Origin of the sequence: Kribbella sp. CA-247076 (assembly GCF_050942445.1) — a bacterium.
GTDB lineage: Bacteria > Actinomycetota > Actinomycetes > Propionibacteriales > Kribbellaceae > Kribbella.
Map to the genome: position 1 here is coordinate 1,717,450 of NZ_CP192051.1, position 14,109 is coordinate 1,731,558.

Annotated in this window: 14 protein-coding genes; 11 read left to right on the top strand and 3 right to left on the bottom strand. The window is 70.1% G+C overall.

Annotated features, from left to right (window positions below):
• Window positions 1-32: 32 nt before the first annotated feature.
• Entirely contained in the window at window positions 33-1,181 is a 1,149-nt protein-coding gene (locus ACQPYZ_RS08265; protein WP_433166837.1) for a CaiB/BaiF CoA transferase family protein, read from the top strand.
• On the opposite strand, the gene ACQPYZ_RS08270 is transcribed toward ACQPYZ_RS08265, so the two are convergent.
• The 3 genes from ACQPYZ_RS08270 to ACQPYZ_RS08280 are packed head-to-tail and all read right to left on the bottom strand — an operon-like array spanning window position 1,156 to window position 3,495.
• Window positions 1,156-2,208, bottom strand: coding sequence for a LacI family DNA-binding transcriptional regulator (locus ACQPYZ_RS08270; protein WP_433166838.1), 1,053 nt, complete (start codon window positions 2,206-2,208; stop codon window positions 1,156-1,158). The genes ACQPYZ_RS08265 and ACQPYZ_RS08270 overlap by 26 nt on opposite strands.
• Window positions 2,209-2,228: 20 nt before the next feature.
• Window positions 2,229-2,546 carry a hypothetical protein gene (locus ACQPYZ_RS08275; protein ID WP_433166839.1) on the bottom strand — a complete coding sequence of 106 codons (318 nt, stop codon included), beginning with the start codon at window positions 2,544-2,546 and terminating at the stop codon, window positions 2,229-2,231.
• Window positions 2,547-2,550: 4 nt separating this feature from the next.
• Window positions 2,551-3,495, bottom strand: a complete 945-nt coding sequence (locus tag ACQPYZ_RS08280; protein WP_433166840.1) for a DUF6772 family protein — start codon at window positions 3,493-3,495, stop codon at window positions 2,551-2,553.
• A gap of 171 nt (window positions 3,496-3,666) precedes the next feature.
• Here ACQPYZ_RS08280 and ACQPYZ_RS08285 point away from each other — a divergent pair, with 171 nt between their 5' ends.
• The 10 genes from ACQPYZ_RS08285 to ACQPYZ_RS08330 all read left to right on the top strand — a co-directional run bounded on the left by ACQPYZ_RS08285 (window position 3,667) and on the right by ACQPYZ_RS08330 (window position 14,097).
• Window positions 3,667-4,338 (top strand): helix-turn-helix domain-containing protein, encoded by a 672-nt coding sequence (locus ACQPYZ_RS08285; protein ID WP_433166841.1) that lies wholly within the window; start codon window positions 3,667-3,669, stop codon window positions 4,336-4,338.
• The gene (nikB, locus tag ACQPYZ_RS08290) at window positions 4,338-5,264 is read left to right on the top strand and encodes a nickel ABC transporter permease (RefSeq protein ID WP_433166842.1); all 927 of its coding nucleotides are present in this window, start codon (window positions 4,338-4,340) and stop codon (window positions 5,262-5,264) included. Before ACQPYZ_RS08285 ends, nikB begins: the two co-directional genes overlap by 1 nt.
• Window positions 5,265-5,278: 14 nt before the next feature.
• Entirely contained in the window at window positions 5,279-6,154 is an 876-nt protein-coding gene (locus ACQPYZ_RS08295; RefSeq protein ID WP_433166843.1) for an ABC transporter permease, read from the top strand.
• Window positions 6,155-7,144, top strand: coding sequence for an ABC transporter ATP-binding protein (locus tag ACQPYZ_RS08300; protein ID WP_433166844.1), 990 nt, complete (start codon window positions 6,155-6,157; stop codon window positions 7,142-7,144).
• Window positions 7,145-7,289: 145 nt separating this feature from the next.
• The gene (locus ACQPYZ_RS08305; protein WP_433166845.1) at window positions 7,290-8,267 is read left to right on the top strand and encodes an ABC transporter ATP-binding protein; all 978 of its coding nucleotides are present in this window, start codon (window positions 7,290-7,292) and stop codon (window positions 8,265-8,267) included.
• Complete coding sequence (locus ACQPYZ_RS08310; RefSeq protein WP_433166846.1) at window positions 8,264-8,899, top strand: histidine phosphatase family protein; 636 nt, start codon at window positions 8,264-8,266, stop codon at window positions 8,897-8,899. The genes ACQPYZ_RS08305 and ACQPYZ_RS08310 overlap by 4 nt, the downstream gene beginning before the upstream one ends.
• Window positions 8,896-9,675 (top strand): endonuclease/exonuclease/phosphatase family protein, encoded by a 780-nt coding sequence (locus ACQPYZ_RS08315; RefSeq protein WP_433166847.1) that lies wholly within the window; start codon window positions 8,896-8,898, stop codon window positions 9,673-9,675. Before ACQPYZ_RS08310 ends, ACQPYZ_RS08315 begins: the two co-directional genes overlap by 4 nt.
• A gap of 24 nt (window positions 9,676-9,699) precedes the next feature.
• Window positions 9,700-11,208, top strand: a complete 1,509-nt coding sequence (locus ACQPYZ_RS08320) for an ABC transporter substrate-binding protein (RefSeq protein ID WP_433166848.1) — start codon at window positions 9,700-9,702, stop codon at window positions 11,206-11,208.
• A 310-nt stretch (window positions 11,209-11,518) separates the two neighbouring features.
• A complete protein-coding gene (locus ACQPYZ_RS08325; RefSeq protein WP_433166849.1) occupies window positions 11,519-13,075 on the top strand; it encodes a sugar ABC transporter ATP-binding protein in 1,557 nt (518 codons plus the stop codon).
• Complete coding sequence (locus tag ACQPYZ_RS08330) at window positions 13,072-14,097, top strand: ABC transporter permease (protein ID WP_433166850.1); 1,026 nt, start codon at window positions 13,072-13,074, stop codon at window positions 14,095-14,097. Before ACQPYZ_RS08325 ends, ACQPYZ_RS08330 begins: the two co-directional genes overlap by 4 nt.
• Window positions 14,098-14,109: the final 12 nt, after the last annotated feature.

The following is a 14,109-nucleotide window of genomic DNA, read 5'->3' on the forward strand; positions in this document are numbered from 1 at the left end:
TGGGGACGGGGGGAGTCGCCTAGGGTGGCGGGGTGCGGAACTTGTTGTCGGATGTGGTGGTTGTCGATCTGACCCGAGCGTTGGCCGGGCCGCATGCGGCGATGATGCTGGGGGATCTCGGCGCGCGGGTGATCAAGGTGGAGACTCCCGAGGGTGGCGACGACAGCCGGGGCTGGGGTCCGCCGTTCGTCGAGGGCGAGTCGACGTACTACCTGTCGGCCAACCGGAACAAGGAATCCGTGACCGCGGACCTGAAGTCGGCCGACGGCCAGGAGTTCCTGACCAAGCTGGTACGGCGGGCCGACGTACTGATCGAGAACTTCCGGCCCGGTGTCCTCGACCGGCTCGGGTTCTCGACCGAGCGGCTGCACCAGCTCAACCCCGGGCTGGTGATCCTGTCCATCACCGGTTTCGGGCACGACGGGCCGGACGGCGGGCGGGCCGGGTACGACCAGATCGCGCAGGGCGAGGGCGGTCTGATGAGCATCACCGGCGCGGTCGAGCCGACGAAGGTCGGCGTACCGATCGCTGACCTGCTGGCCGGGATGTACGGCGCCTACGGTGCGCTCGCCGCGTTGCACGAGCGATCGGTCACCGGCAAGGGCCGCGTCGTCCGGACCAGCCTGCTGGCGTCAGTGATCGGCGTACACGCGTTCCACGGGACGAAGTGGACGGTCGCCGGGGAGTTGCCTGGACGGGTCGGCAACCACCACGCGCAGATCGCGCCGTACGGGCTGTACCGGACCAAGGACGACATCGTCCAGGTCGCGGTCGGGAGTGAAGGGCAGTGGCGGACGTTCGCGCCGATCGTCGGGCTGGACCCGGCCGACGAACGCTTCGCGGTCAACTCCCAGCGGGTCGCGCATCGGCCCGAGCTGACCGCCGCGATCGAGGCCGCCTTCGCCGCCGAGCCTGCGGACGTGTGGTTGGAAAGGCTTGCGGAGAAGGGGATTCCGGCCGGCAAGGTCCGTGACTTCCAGCAGGTCTACGAGTGGGAGCAGACGCTGTCACAGGGCCTCCTGATCGACGTCGAGCACCCGACCCTCGGCACGATCCAGCTGCCCGGTCCACCGCTCCGGTTCGACGACCAGCCGTACGCCGGTGCGCGCGAGACCAACCTGGCGCCGCCGCGACTCGGCGAGCACAACGAGTCGGTCAGAGCCTGGCTGGACTCCGAGTAGACGCCCGCACAACGAGCTCGGGGCGGATCAGCGTCTTCCGCGGTCGCTCTGAGCTGCCGCTCCGGAGCCGTTGCATGAGCAGGTCGATGGCCGTCGTACCGACCTCGGCGGCCGGCAGCCGGACGGTGGTGAGGGGCGTCTGCAGGTAGCCGGCGTACGGGTGGTCGCCGTACCCGGTGATCGCGACGTCGTCCGGCACGGCGAGACCGTGCTCGGCCAGCAGCCGCATCACGCCCAAGGCGAAGTAGTCGTTCCCGGCCACGATGGCGTCCGGTTGGCCGTCGCTCAGGAGAGTCTCCGCGAAGCGATAGGCCTCCTCCGGCTGCCAGGGCAGGGCGAGGGAGTCGTACCGCTTGGTCGGTACGGCGCGGATCGCGTCGTCCTTCACCTTGAGGCCGGCGTCCGACATCGCCCGGCGGAAGCCGGCCACCCGGTCGGCCGTGGTCGTGATCGGCAGGTCTTCTTCCAGGACCAGCAGCCGACGGGCGCCGCCGGCGATCAGGTGGCTGGTCGCGGCGTAGGCGCCGCGCTCGTTGTCGACCCCGACCATGTCGCAGTCCAGTTCGGGGACGTCGCGGTTGACGAACACCAGCGGGATGCCGGCGTCGCAGACGCGGCGCCAGTGGTCCCACTCGGCCTGCACCGGCACGACCACGGCGCCGTCGACCGCGGACCGCAGCAACGCCTCGGTGGCGCGCTGCTCGTTCTCCGCGCTCTCGTCGGTCACGAGCAGGAGCAGCGAGTATCCCTGGGCGCGGGCCCGGAGCTCGATGCTGCTGATCAGCTGCGCGTAGAACGGGTTGGAGGGGTTGGTGATGACGAGGCCGAGTGTCATCGCGGAGCCGAGCACGAGCGACCGGGCCAGCGTGTTCGGCACGTAGCCGATCCGGGCCGCCTCGGCCTGCACCGCCGCCCGCGTCCGCGGGCTCACGCTGTCCTTGTCGCCGAGTGCGCGCGACACGGTGTTCACCGACAGCCCGAGAGCCGTCGCGATGTCCCGCAACGTCGGGCGGCGCGCCTCCGTCATCCGTACCCCCTCGACCCAGCTTAGGCTTTCACGGCCAGGTGGATCCGCACCTGGACCGAGCCGTCGACCATGGCGCGCAACCGCAGCCAGTGGCCGAATCCGGTGACCGGCCAGCTGATCAGGGCGCCCGGCTCGACGAGGTGCTCGGTGTCGTCGAGGTCGCACCAGGTGATGCCGTCCGGCGAGACCTGGGTGACGTACGTCGCCGTACCGTCGCCGCCGACGTGCTGGACGAACCAGCGCGCCTCACCGGCCCAGGCGACCTCGTACGGCTCGGTGGCGAAACGGGTGCCGAACGTGGTGTCGCGTTCCAGCACCGCGGTCATGGACTGTCGCATGGGCCTACCAATCAACCGAGATGAGGACGGAGTCGAGGAAGAGGAAGTTCCGCACGTGCGAGTGCGTCCGGACCGAGAAGTAGAAGTTCAGCAGGTTCTCGAGGGTCTCGTAGCGCTCCTGGTACGGCGGGACCGGGACGGCACGCATGTCCATCACCCGGTCGTTGACCTGGAGCTCGACGTTCTTGCGGGCGTCGGTGTCGACGAGCCAGCGCAGGTAGTGCCAGTTCACCTTCGTCGGGACCTCGTTGTAGCAGAGCTCCTGCGGCTCGCCGAAGGCCTGCCAGTCCTCCGGGTTCGGTGCGGTGAAGTCGGCGGCGTACTCAAGCTTGACCTTGCCCTCGAAGTGCTCGCGCGGCGTCGGCTCGGGGACCGTCGGCGCCATCCAGCGACGGGTGAACCTGTTGTCCAGATCGGTGTTCTGGTAGCGCGCGACCGTGTGGTAGCGCAGTCCGCCGTCACCGCACAGGTCGGTCGCGACCGTGAACGCGCCGAACTGCGCCTCGGACGGGTGGGTGTTGCCGTCCCACCGCACGTCGCCGAAGCTGTCCAGCTCGGCGCCACCGCCGAGGGTCGCCTCGGACTTGAACGCGAAGTACGTCTCCAGCTGCACCAGGCCGCGCCCGCTCATCGTGAGCCGGCGGATGGCCACCGCGGTGTGGCCCTTGTACGGCCGGGTGGCGAGCTTGAGCGCGTACGTCCCGCTGAGGGCACCGTGGGTGCCGATGTCGAAGAAGTTGCAGGCCGACAGTTGCGGCGGCCGGAAGTCGCGCATGTGGTCGTCGACCGTGCTGAGGTCGCCGCGGCCGTTGTAGTTGCCGAGCAACTCGCACCAGCCGTGCGTCCCGCTGTCGAACTCGTCGAACGCCAGGATGCGCGGCAACGGCGAGAACTTGGACAGGCGCGGATCGGCGGCCAGCAGCGCGGCGCGCACGTCGGATGTCGTCACGCAGTGCCTCCCAGGGCGGGGTCAGGTGGATGTGGAGTGAAGTTAACGTTCACGGGAATCGACCGTCAACGAGCCGTTCCGCGCACTGCAACGCCGGTCTATTGACACTCAAATACCACGCTCCTACGGTGCATTAACGCTACCGTTAACGTTCACGGAATCGAGGCAGCCATGCAGTCGCTGAGCCGGGCTCTCACCGTGCTGGCCGAGCTGAACCGCGAGGACCGGGCGTACGGCGTGACCGAGTTGGCCGTCACCGTCGGCCTGCACAAGAGCACCGTGCACCGCATCCTCGCGACGTTCTGCGAGCACGGCCTGGCCGACCGGGTCGGCGACCACCGCTACACCGCCCTCGACGGGCTCGCCGCTCTGCGCCGTACGGCGCGGCACCGAGTCCGCCCGGAGCAGTCGCTCGCCGACCTCGGCGACCGGCTCGGCCGGTTGGTCGTGCTCGCCAAGCCGCTGCCCAAGACCGCCGGCACTGTGCTGCAGGTCGCCGCGGTGGCCGGCGCGGCCCCGGCCGTCGGCCCGGCTTCATTCGTTGCCGTCGAGCCGGGGCACGCGGTCTCGCTCCGCCGCAGCGCCCTCGGCCGCGCCTACCTGTCCGCGCTGCCGCTCGACGAGGTCACCGGCCCGCCGGAGCTGCTCGACACATTGCAGCGCGTGCGGATCTCCGGCTTCGCGCAGAACTCGCGCCCGGTCGCGTCGTTGCCGCGGATGGTCGCCGTCCCCGTGCGGGCCGGTGACGGCTCCTGCGCGGGCGCGCTCGGCGCGGAGCTCATCCAGACCGGCTCGATCGAGGAGGTACGGCGCGTGGTGTCGGTCCTGCGGAGCGGCGTCTGATGGGGGCGTACGTCGTCCGGCGGTTGTTCTTCTCGCTGTTCGTGCTGTGGGGCGCGGTCACGATCATCTTCGTCGTCCTGCGGCTGGTCCCCGGCGACCCGGCGTACATCATGCTCGGGCCGGACGCGGACCAGGCCCAGGTGGACGCGCTGCGGGCCCAGCTCGGGCTCGACCAGTCGCTGATCCAGCAGTACGCGACGTACCTGGCGAACGTCGTGCACCTGGACTTCGGCGAGTCGTTCCGGCTGAACGCCGACTCGATGAGCCTTGTCCTGCAACGGGTTCCGGCGACGATCCAGCTCGCCAGCACCGCGCTCGTACTGTCGCTGGTGATCGGCCTCCCGCTCGGGGTGATCGCGGCGTTGCGGGCGAACAGCTGGGTCGACCGGTCGATCTCGGTCTTCTCCCTGATGGGGCAGTCGACGCCGTCGTTCTGGCTGGGGATCGTGCTCATCCTGGTGTTCGCCCGCGGTCTGCAGGTGCTGCCGAGTGCGGGGTCCGGTACGTGGTCACACCTGGTGCTGCCGACGGTCACGCTCGCGCTGCCGTTCCTGGCGATCCTCGTCCGGCTGACCCGTAGCGGGCTGCTCGAGGTCGTCCACGAGGGGTACGTGCAGACGGCCCGGGCGAAGGGCCTCGGCGAGTCGGTCGTGATCCTGGTGCACGCGCTGCGGAACGCGCTGATCCCGATCGTCACCGTGGTCGGGTTGCAGTTCGGGGCGTTGCTCGGCGGCACCGTGATCGTCGAGACCGTGTTCGCCTGGCCGGGGGTCGGCCGGCTGCTGATCGACTCGATCGGCCGCCGTGACTACGGCGTCGTCCAGGCGTCGATCTTGCTGGTGGCAACCATCTTCGTGGTGATCAACCTGCTCGTGGATCTGCTCTACGGCTTCCTGGACCCGCGCGTCCGGCTGGCGGGTGACTGAAAATGGCGGTGGACGTGACGACAGCAGCCCTTCCGGTGGCGCGGGCCCGGCGCAGGACGCGGGCGGGCTCGGCCCGGATCCGGTTCGGCCTGGCCGTGATCGCGGTGTACGTCGTGGCCGCGATCCTCGGGCCGTGGCTGGTCCGGTACGACCCGGTCGGCACGCGGACGGCCGACCGGCTGAAGCCGCCGTTCAGCCGGCTGTCCGACGGGTCGTACGCGGTCTTCGGCACCGACCAGGTCGGCCAGGACCTCCTCGCCCAGATGTTGCAGGGGGCAAGGATCTCGATCGCTGTCGGGCTGGCGACGCTGGTGCTGGCCGGGACGATCGGGGTGACGATCGGGTTGGCCGCCGGCTACTTCGGTGGCTGGCTGGACGGCGTACTGATGCGGCTGGCGGACATCCAGCTGGCGTTCCCCTCGATCCTGCTGGCGATCTTCATCGCCGCGCTGCTAGGGCCGTCGGTGGTGAACGTGGTGATCGTGCTCGCGGTCTCGAACTGGGTCACCTTCGCCCGGGTCGCCCGCGGTCAGGCGCTGGCGACGCGACGGCGCGAGTTCGTCGACGCCTCCCGGACACTCGGCGCCGGGACCTGGCGGCTGATCTCGCGGTGTGTGCTGCCGGCGTGTGTCGCGCCCGTACTCGTGGTGGCGACGGTGGAGATCGGGCACGTGATCCTGGCCGAGGCCTCGCTCAGCTTCCTCGGCCTGGGGACGCCGGCCAGTACGCCGAGTTGGGGCGTGACGATCGCGAACGGGCGCAACTACCTGGCCGACGCGTGGTGGATCTCGACCGTCCCCGGGATCGCGCTGGCGATCCTCGTGGTCTCGCTCGGCGTCCTCGGCGACGCGTTGCGCGACCGCTACGACCCGCGGCTGAGGAGTCTGTGAATGAGCCCCTTGCTGAGAGTCCGCGACCTGCGGGTCGAGTTCGCGACGTCCGCCGGCGTGGTGACCGCCGTCGACGGTGCGTCGTTCGACGTGGCCTCCGGTGAGACCGTCGCGCTGCTGGGTGAGTCGGGCAGTGGGAAGAGCGTGACCGCGCAGGCGGTGATGGGCATCGTGCCCAAGCCGGCCGGCCGGATCGCCGGTGGCTCGATCGAGTACGACGGCCGCGACCTACTCGCACCCGGTACGGCGAAGGGCCTGCGCGGACGCGAGATCGCGATGGTGTTCCAGGATCCGCTGAGCTCGCTGAACCCGGTGTTCCGGGTGGGCGCGCAGATCGGGGAGATGTTCCGGCGGCACCGGGGCGCCTCCCGGCGCGAGGCCCGGGCGGCCGCGCTGGAGTTGATGCAGCGCGTCGGCATCCCGGCGGCGTCGAAGCGGCTGGACGACTACCCGCACCAGTTCTCCGGTGGGATGCGGCAGCGGGTGATGATCGCGATGGCGCTCGCCTTGTCGCCGCGGCTGCTGATCGCGGACGAGCCCACGACCGCCCTCGACGTCACGGTGCAGGCGCAGATCATGGACCTGCTCACCCGCCTGCAGGCCGAGGAAGGCATGTCTCTGGTGCTGATCACCCACGACCTCGGGGTGGTCGCGGACGTCGCCGACCGCGTCGTCCTGATGTACGCCGGCCGCGTGGTCGAGACCGGCCCGATCCGCGAGGTGTACGAACACAGCGGCCACCCGTACACCGCGGGCCTGATGGGCTCGGTCCCGATCCTGGACGGTCCCCGCGAACGGCTCACCCCGATTCAGGGCGCACCTCCGGACCTCCTCGACCTGCCGTCCGGCTGCTCGTTCCGCCCTCGCTGCCGCTACGCCGACTCGCTCTGCGCCGAGCAGGAACCACCCCTCCGCCCTCTGCCCGGCCGGCCATCCCTGCACGCCTCCGCCTGCCACCACGCGGAAGGAGTCCTCGCCAATGCCAACTGAACCGACTTCCTCCGCCGAACCCGGTCCCACCGCGGGACCCGGTCCCACCGCGGGATCTGGTCCCACCGCCGCGCCCGGATCCGGGCCCGCGGTCGGGTCGGGGCCTGCGGTCGGGTCCGGGGCTGCGAGCACGCCGCTGTTGTCCGTGCGTGAGCTGCACACGTCCTTCCCACTGCGGTCGAGCGTGCTTCGCCGTACCGTCGGGCACATCCAGGCCGTCGCCGGTGTGTCGTTCGACATCCCCGCGGGCGGAACGCTCGGGCTGGTGGGGGAGTCCGGGTCGGGCAAGTCCACCGTGGCGCGCACGATCATCGGGCTCGAGAAGGCTCGCTCGGGCAGCATCCTCTTCGAGGGCGAGGATCTGACGTCATTGCCCAAGGCATCGATGCGGCGGGTCCGCCGGCAGTTGCAGATGATCTTCCAGGACCCGTACGCCTCGCTGAATCCGCGGGCGACCGTCGAGCAGATCATCACCGAGGCGTGGGAGATCCACCCGGACGTCGTACCGCGCAACCGCTTCCGCGCCGAGGTCCGCGAGTTGCTCGAACGGGTCGGCCTCAACCCGGACCACGCCGAGCGGTATCCGCACCAGTTCTCCGGCGGCCAGCGGCAGCGGATCGGGATCGCCCGTGCGCTCGCGCTGCGCCCGAAGCTGGTGATCTGTGACGAGGCGGTGTCGGCCCTCGACGTGTCCGTCCAGGCCCAGGTGCTCAACCTGCTCGCGGACCTCCGGCGCGACCTCGGGCTCGCCTACCTGTTCATCGCCCACGACCTGTCCGTCGTCCGTCATATCTCTGATCAGGTCGCGGTGATGTACCTCGGCCGGGTCGTGGAGACGGCGACCCAGGACGAGCTGTTCAACCGTCCGCTGCACCCGTACACGCAGGCGCTGCTGTCCGCCGTACCGGACCCGCAGCCGTGGAACAAGCCGGACCGCGAGCCGATCATCATCGGCGGGGACGTGCCGTCGCCGGCGGATCCGCCGTCCGGGTGCCGCTTCCGGACCCGCTGCTGGAAGGCCGAGGACGTCTGCGCGCACGACGAGCCGGCACTCGAGACCCGGCTGGACCTGCACCCGGCCGCCTGTCACTTCGCCGCCGAGTTGGCCGGAGCGGGCCGATGACCGAACTCGTTTTGCTACGGCACGGCGAGTCCCGCTGGAACGCCGAGGACCGCTACCAGGGCCAGCAAGGAACCGGCTTGAGCCCGCGCGGTCACGACCAGGCGAAGCTGGCCGCGGAGTTCCTGCTCACCACCGGGCCGTTCGACCAGCTCGTCGCGAGCGACCTGCAGCGGGTGACCGAGACCCTGCAACCGTATCTCGATGCCTGCGAGCGGCCGGACGTACGCGTCGACACGCGCTGGCGAGAGATCGACGTCGGCACCTGGGGCGGCCGGACGTTCGCCGAGGTGTACGCCGAGGAGCCGGACGTGGTCGACGCCTTCGCGAGCGGTCAGGACGTGGCCCGCGGCGGCGGGGAAACCTTCGCCCAGCTGAGAGAACGCGTCTGGGAGGCCATCCGCGAGATCGCGACCTCGGGTGCTCGCCGCGTGCTCGTGGTGACCCACGGCGGCCCGATCCGGGTCGCGACCGCGTCCACCCTGCGCCTGCCGCCGGGCGGCGAGGTACTGCTCGATCCGCCGGTGAACTGCTCGCTCACCACGCTCCAGGTCGACGACTTACTCGCGGTAACAACGCTGACCGCCTACAACCTGCCGACATCCGCCGGCGCCGGCTCCGGAGCAGCCTCATGACGATTGCCCTGAGCAACTTCAGTTTCGTGGTCATGACGTACAACCTGTGGGCCGACTTCCACCTCGAGGACCGCCGGGACGCCCTGACCGCACTGTTCGCGACCCGTCCGCCGGACCTGCTCGCCGTCCAGGAGCTCCGGCCGGCGACGCGGAAGCTCGTCGACGACGTCCTGCCCGGGCACGACCGCGTCGACGGGACGGCCGGCTGGGAGACACAGAGCAACCTGTGGTGGCGTCGCGACCTGTTCACGGCCGTCGGGTCCGGCGCCGAGGACGTCGGCATCCTGTCACCCGACGCCCGCCTGTTCTGGGTCCGCCTGCGCGCCGCGGACGGTCACGAACTTACTCTCAGTACGGCGCACCTGACGTGGCCCGGGCACCCGGACGAGCGGGCCGATCTCGGCAACCGCCGCGTCGGCCAGGCCCGCGCGGTCGCGGAGGCCCTGGAACGGCTGGCCGGCGACGGCCCCTGCCTGTTCACCGTCGACATCAACGACATCGGCCCACCGCAGTGGGAGCTCGGCAACGCCGGGTTCCTGGACAGCTTCACCGCCCTCGGCCGGCACTCACCGGTGACCCACCCGGTCGTGCCGACGGTCGCGACCGGACCGATCGGGACCCGGTTGTCGCCGCTCGCCTCACCACCGAAGGCGATCGACTGGATCTTCGCCCGCGGCCCGCTCGCCGCCCGGACCAGTGAGGTCGTCGACTTCTTCCACGACGGCCGCGCCCCGTCCGACCACTATCCGGTCGTCGCCACCTACACCTTCACCTGAGCCCTGCCTTGTAAGGAGAATCCCGTGTTGAGGAAGCGAATCGTCGGGGCGCTGGCCGCCCTGACCACGGTGGCGGCCGGCCTGAGCGCCTGCTCGCCGGCGAGTGAACCGAGCAGCGGCGAGCAGGTCCTGCGGTACGCGCCGGCGATGTTCCCGGTGTCGCTCGACACCCACAAGTTCGCCGGCGAGGAGGCCGTGCAGACCGCGATCCAGCAGATCATGGAGCCGCTGGTCCGGGTCGACGACGGCAAGATCGTCCCGGTCCTCGCCACCTCCTGGGAGAACCCCGACCCGAACACCTGGGTGTTCACGCTCCGCACGGGCGTGAAGTTCTCCGACGGTACGCCGTTCACCGCGAAGGACGTGGTGGCGTCGTACGAACGGCACAAGAAGCTCGACGGCCCGCTCGTGCCGCTCTACGGCACCGTCACCTCGTTCACCGCGACCGACGACGGGACCGTGACGGTGAAGACCAGCAAGCCGCTCGGGACGCTGCTGAGTTCGCTGACGCTCCTGTTCATCGGGCCGGCCGCCAAGATCAACGCCGACGGGTTCTTCAGCAAGCCGATCGGGACCGGTCCGTTCCAGGTCACGTCGTTCCAGCCCGACGAGAGGCTCGAGCTCGCCGCCAACGCGTCGTACTGGGACGGGGCTCCGGAGCTCGGCAAGCTGGAGTTCGTGAACATCCCGGAGGTCGCCGGCCGGATCACCGCGCTGGAGAACGGCGAGGTCGACGTCCTCACCCAGATCCCGCCGGACCAGGTCGGATCGGTCCAGGGCAGCGACGCGATCAGCTACTCGACCACGCCCAGCTGGACGTACTACTTCGACTGGTTCAACGCCAACCGGAAGCCGTTCGACGACAAACGGGTCCGGCAGGCGATGTGGCACGCGCTGAACCTCGAGGGCACGGTCAAGGACCTGTTCGGCGACCTCGCCACGGTCGCGCAGGCGCCGCTCGCGCAGGGTGTCATCGGTGCGCCGAAGCTCGCGCCGTACGTTTACGACCCGGCGAAGGCGAAGCAGTTGCTGACCGAGGCGGGCTACCCGAACGGGTTCAGTACGTCGATGCAGTGGCCGCTGGAAGGTGGTCCGAACATCCGGGCGCTGGCGCAGGCGATGATCTCGGACTGGGCCAAGATCGGCGTCACCGTGAAGCCGCTGGAGAAGGAACGCGCCCAGTGGCTGGAGGACTTCGGCAAGCTCAACTGGGACATGAACCTGCAGACCAACGTCACCGGCACCGGCGACGCCGACTACACCCTCGCCCGGCTCTACGTCTGCTCGGCCAAGCGCAACGGTTACTGCAATCCGGCCCTGGACAAGCTCCTGCTCGACGCCCGCTCGACCGTCGACCAGGCGCAGCGCCCGAAGCTCTACCAGCAGGCCGGCGAGATCCTGTGGACCGACGCCGTCGGGATCTTCCCCGCCGACCTCGCCTCGAACTCCGCCGTCCGCAGCACCGTCCAGAACTTCACCATGCCGCCCAGCGGACGCCCCCTCTTCACCAAGGTAACCGTCTCCGGCAGCTGATCCGGTTCCGCGCGAGCGCGAGCCGCCGGGACGCCCGCGGCCGCCTCCCGGGGGCGCGCACCCCCAGTGGGGACCTCGAACAGGTTATTCCCTGTCCAAGGTCCCCACTTCCTGTTCAACCTCCCGAGAGGTGGCCGGGTCGCCGCGGGGATGTGCGACGCCCGGGGGCGGGCCGGGGGCCGGGGCTGGGCTGCAGAGAGCGGGGGCGGGAAGTGGGTCACGGTTCGGGGTGTGGGGGTGGTCAGGGGTTGACGGGGGATGGAGAAGGTTCTAGCGTCCGGGAAATCGATTACTCGGATGCGGAGGTGTTATGGCCGAGGGTGCCGGCCTGGTGCGGATGTCCGGGATCGGGAAGCGGTACGGCGGCGTCCGGGCCTGCCAGGACGTCGACTTCACCCTGGGCGCGGGCGAGGTGCACGCGTTGCTGGGGGAGAACGGCGCCGGCAAGAGCACGTTGATGAAGATCCTGTCCGGCGACGTCACCGACTACGACGGCACGATCGAGATCAACGGCGTACCCGCGCACTTCGGCGGACCGACCGACGCGCAGGCGGCCGGGATCGCGATGATCCACCAGGAGCTCGACCTGGTTCCCGGCCTGTCCGTCGCGGACAACATCTTCCTCGGCCGCGAGCTCCGGACGGCGCTGAGGACCGTCGACCGCCGCCGGATGGAACGCGACGCCCAGGCCCTCCTCGAGCGCAGCGGCGTCCGGCTCGACCCGCGGCGGCCGGTCGGTGAGCTCAGGGTCGGCGAGCAGCAACTCGTCACGATCGCGAAGGCGATCTCACTCGACGCCCGGGTGCTGATCATGGACGAGCCGACGTCCGCACTGACCACGTCCGAGGTCGAGCGCCTCTTCGACGTCATCCGCGAACTGCGTCGCGGCGGTGTCGGCATCGTCTACATCTCCCACCGGATGGAGGAGATCGCCCAGGTCGCGGACCGCGCGACGGTGCTCCGCAACGGCCGGATCGTCACCAGCTTCGACCCGCGCAAGCTGAGTACGGCGGAGGTCGTCGAGGCGATGGTCGGCCGTCCGGTGCAGACCATGTTCACCACGCCCGACGCCGACACCGGTGACGAGCTCCTCCGCGTGGACAACCTCGCCGTCAAGGCCCGCCGCCCGCGACCGGGACGCCGCGACCCAGAGGGCATCTCGCTGACCGTGCGTTCCGGCGAGATCGTCGGCCTGGCCGGCCTGCTCGGCGCCGGCCGCACGGAGCTCCTCGAGACCTTGTACGGCGTCGCGCCGGCCGGCACGCAGACCGGCCGGATCCTCCTGCAGGGCCAGGAGATCCGGCCCCGCCGGCCACGGCAGGCGCTGGCGCACGGCATCGGGTTCGTCCCCGAGGACCGCCGTACGTCGGGACTCGTGCTGTTCCACTCGATCCTCGCGAACACGGTCGTCTCGAGCCTCCCGTCGTACGGGCGGCTGGGCGTGATCGCGCGCCGGATGGAACGGGCCGCGTCCATCCGGATGGCGGACCGGCTGCGGCTGAAGTTCGGCCGGCTGCAGGACGACGTCGGCACGCTGTCCGGTGGCAACCAGCAGAAGGTCGTGTTCGGCCGGATGCTGCTGACCGAGCCGAAGCTACTGCTGCTCGACGAACCCACCCGCGGCGTCGACGTCGGCGCCAAGGCCGAGATCTACCGGCTGCTCGGCGAGCTCGCCGGCCAGGGCCTCGGCGTCCTGCTCGCCTCGTCCGAGCTGCCGGAGCTGATCGGCGTCTGCGACCGGGTGGTCGTCCTGCGGGACGGCCGCGACGTGGCGTCGTTCAGTACGGCGGACTCCGGCGAAGGGGATCTGCTCGCGGCCGCGATGGGAGAAGGCGCAGTGTTCGAAGAGGTCGGAGGAGCGCAGTGACCGACGTACAGGACAAGCCGGCCACGCAGGTGGAACGGTCGGCGGGCGGCGTGGTCGCCACGCTGTTCCGGTTCCAGAGCGTGTTCGGGCTGCTCGCGGTGTTCGTGGCGGCGATCATCTTCTCGCCGCGCAAGGACGGCGAGATCCTGTTCCTCAGCGCGGACAACCTGGCGAACGTGGTCCGGGCGGTGTCCGAGATCGGCATCATCGCGGTCGGTATGACGTTCGTGATCCTGATCGGGGGCATCGACCTGTCGGTCGGCGCGGTCCTAGGGCTCGCCGCGGTCGGCTCCGCCGTACTGATGGTCGAGAACGACTGGGGCTTCCTGCCGTCGGTCCTGCTGGTGCTCGTGCTCGGCCTGGTCTTCGGCGCGCTCCAGGGGGTCGCGACCGCGATGATCGGCATCCAGTCGTTCATCGTGACGTTGGCCGGACTGCAGATAGCCCGCGGCCTGGCCCGGATCTGGTCCGGCGGCCAGGGCGTCGCGATCTCGTACGGCGACGGGCCGAACGAGGCCCCGGAGTCGTTCGCGATCCTCGGCGAACGCACCTTCGGCGGACTGGTGCCGATCCCGGTCCTGATCTTCGCGGTGGTCGCGATCGCGGCGATCGTGTTCCTCCGCGTCAGCGCGTTCTCCCGGCACCTGTACGCCGTCGGCGGCAACGAGAAGGCCGCCCGGCTGTCCGGCGTACCGGTGGTGCGGGTGAAGATCGCGGTCTTCGCGATCTGCGGACTGCTCGCGTCCCTGGCCGGCGTCGTGCACGCCGTCCAGCTGAACCAGGGCAGCCCGAACGACGGTATCGGCTACGAGCTGGACGCGATCGCCGCGGTGGTGATCGGCGGGACCAGCCTGATGGGCGGTCGTGGCTCGGTCGCCGGGACGGTGGCCGGCGCGCTGCTGCTCGGCGTACTGAACAACATCCTTGCCCTGAACAACATCGACTCCAACATCCAGCTGCTGATCAAGGGACTCGTGATCGTTGCCGCGGCCGCGCTGCAGCGACTCCGTCCCGCCTCGTGAGGAAGGTTCTCT

Coding starts and splice junctions, on each gene's coding strand:
- ACQPYZ_RS08310 (WP_433166846.1), top strand. CDS start 8,264: ATGACCGAACTCGTTTTGCTACGGCACGGCGAGTCCCGCTGGAACGCC.
- ACQPYZ_RS08315 (WP_433166847.1), top strand. CDS start 8,896: ATGACGATTGCCCTGAGCAACTTCAGTTTCGTGGTCATGACGTACAAC.
- nikB (WP_433166842.1), top strand. CDS start 4,338: ATGGGGGCGTACGTCGTCCGGCGGTTGTTCTTCTCGCTGTTCGTGCTG.
- ACQPYZ_RS08325 (WP_433166849.1), top strand. CDS start 11,519: ATGGCCGAGGGTGCCGGCCTGGTGCGGATGTCCGGGATCGGGAAGCGG.
- ACQPYZ_RS08275 (WP_433166839.1), bottom strand. CDS start 2,546: ATGCGACAGTCCATGACCGCGGTGCTGGAACGCGACACCACGTTCGGC.
- ACQPYZ_RS08270 (WP_433166838.1), bottom strand. CDS start 2,208: ATGACGGAGGCGCGCCGCCCGACGTTGCGGGACATCGCGACGGCTCTC.
- ACQPYZ_RS08300 (WP_433166844.1), top strand. CDS start 6,155: ATGAGCCCCTTGCTGAGAGTCCGCGACCTGCGGGTCGAGTTCGCGACG.
- ACQPYZ_RS08285 (WP_433166841.1), top strand. CDS start 3,667: ATGCAGTCGCTGAGCCGGGCTCTCACCGTGCTGGCCGAGCTGAACCGC.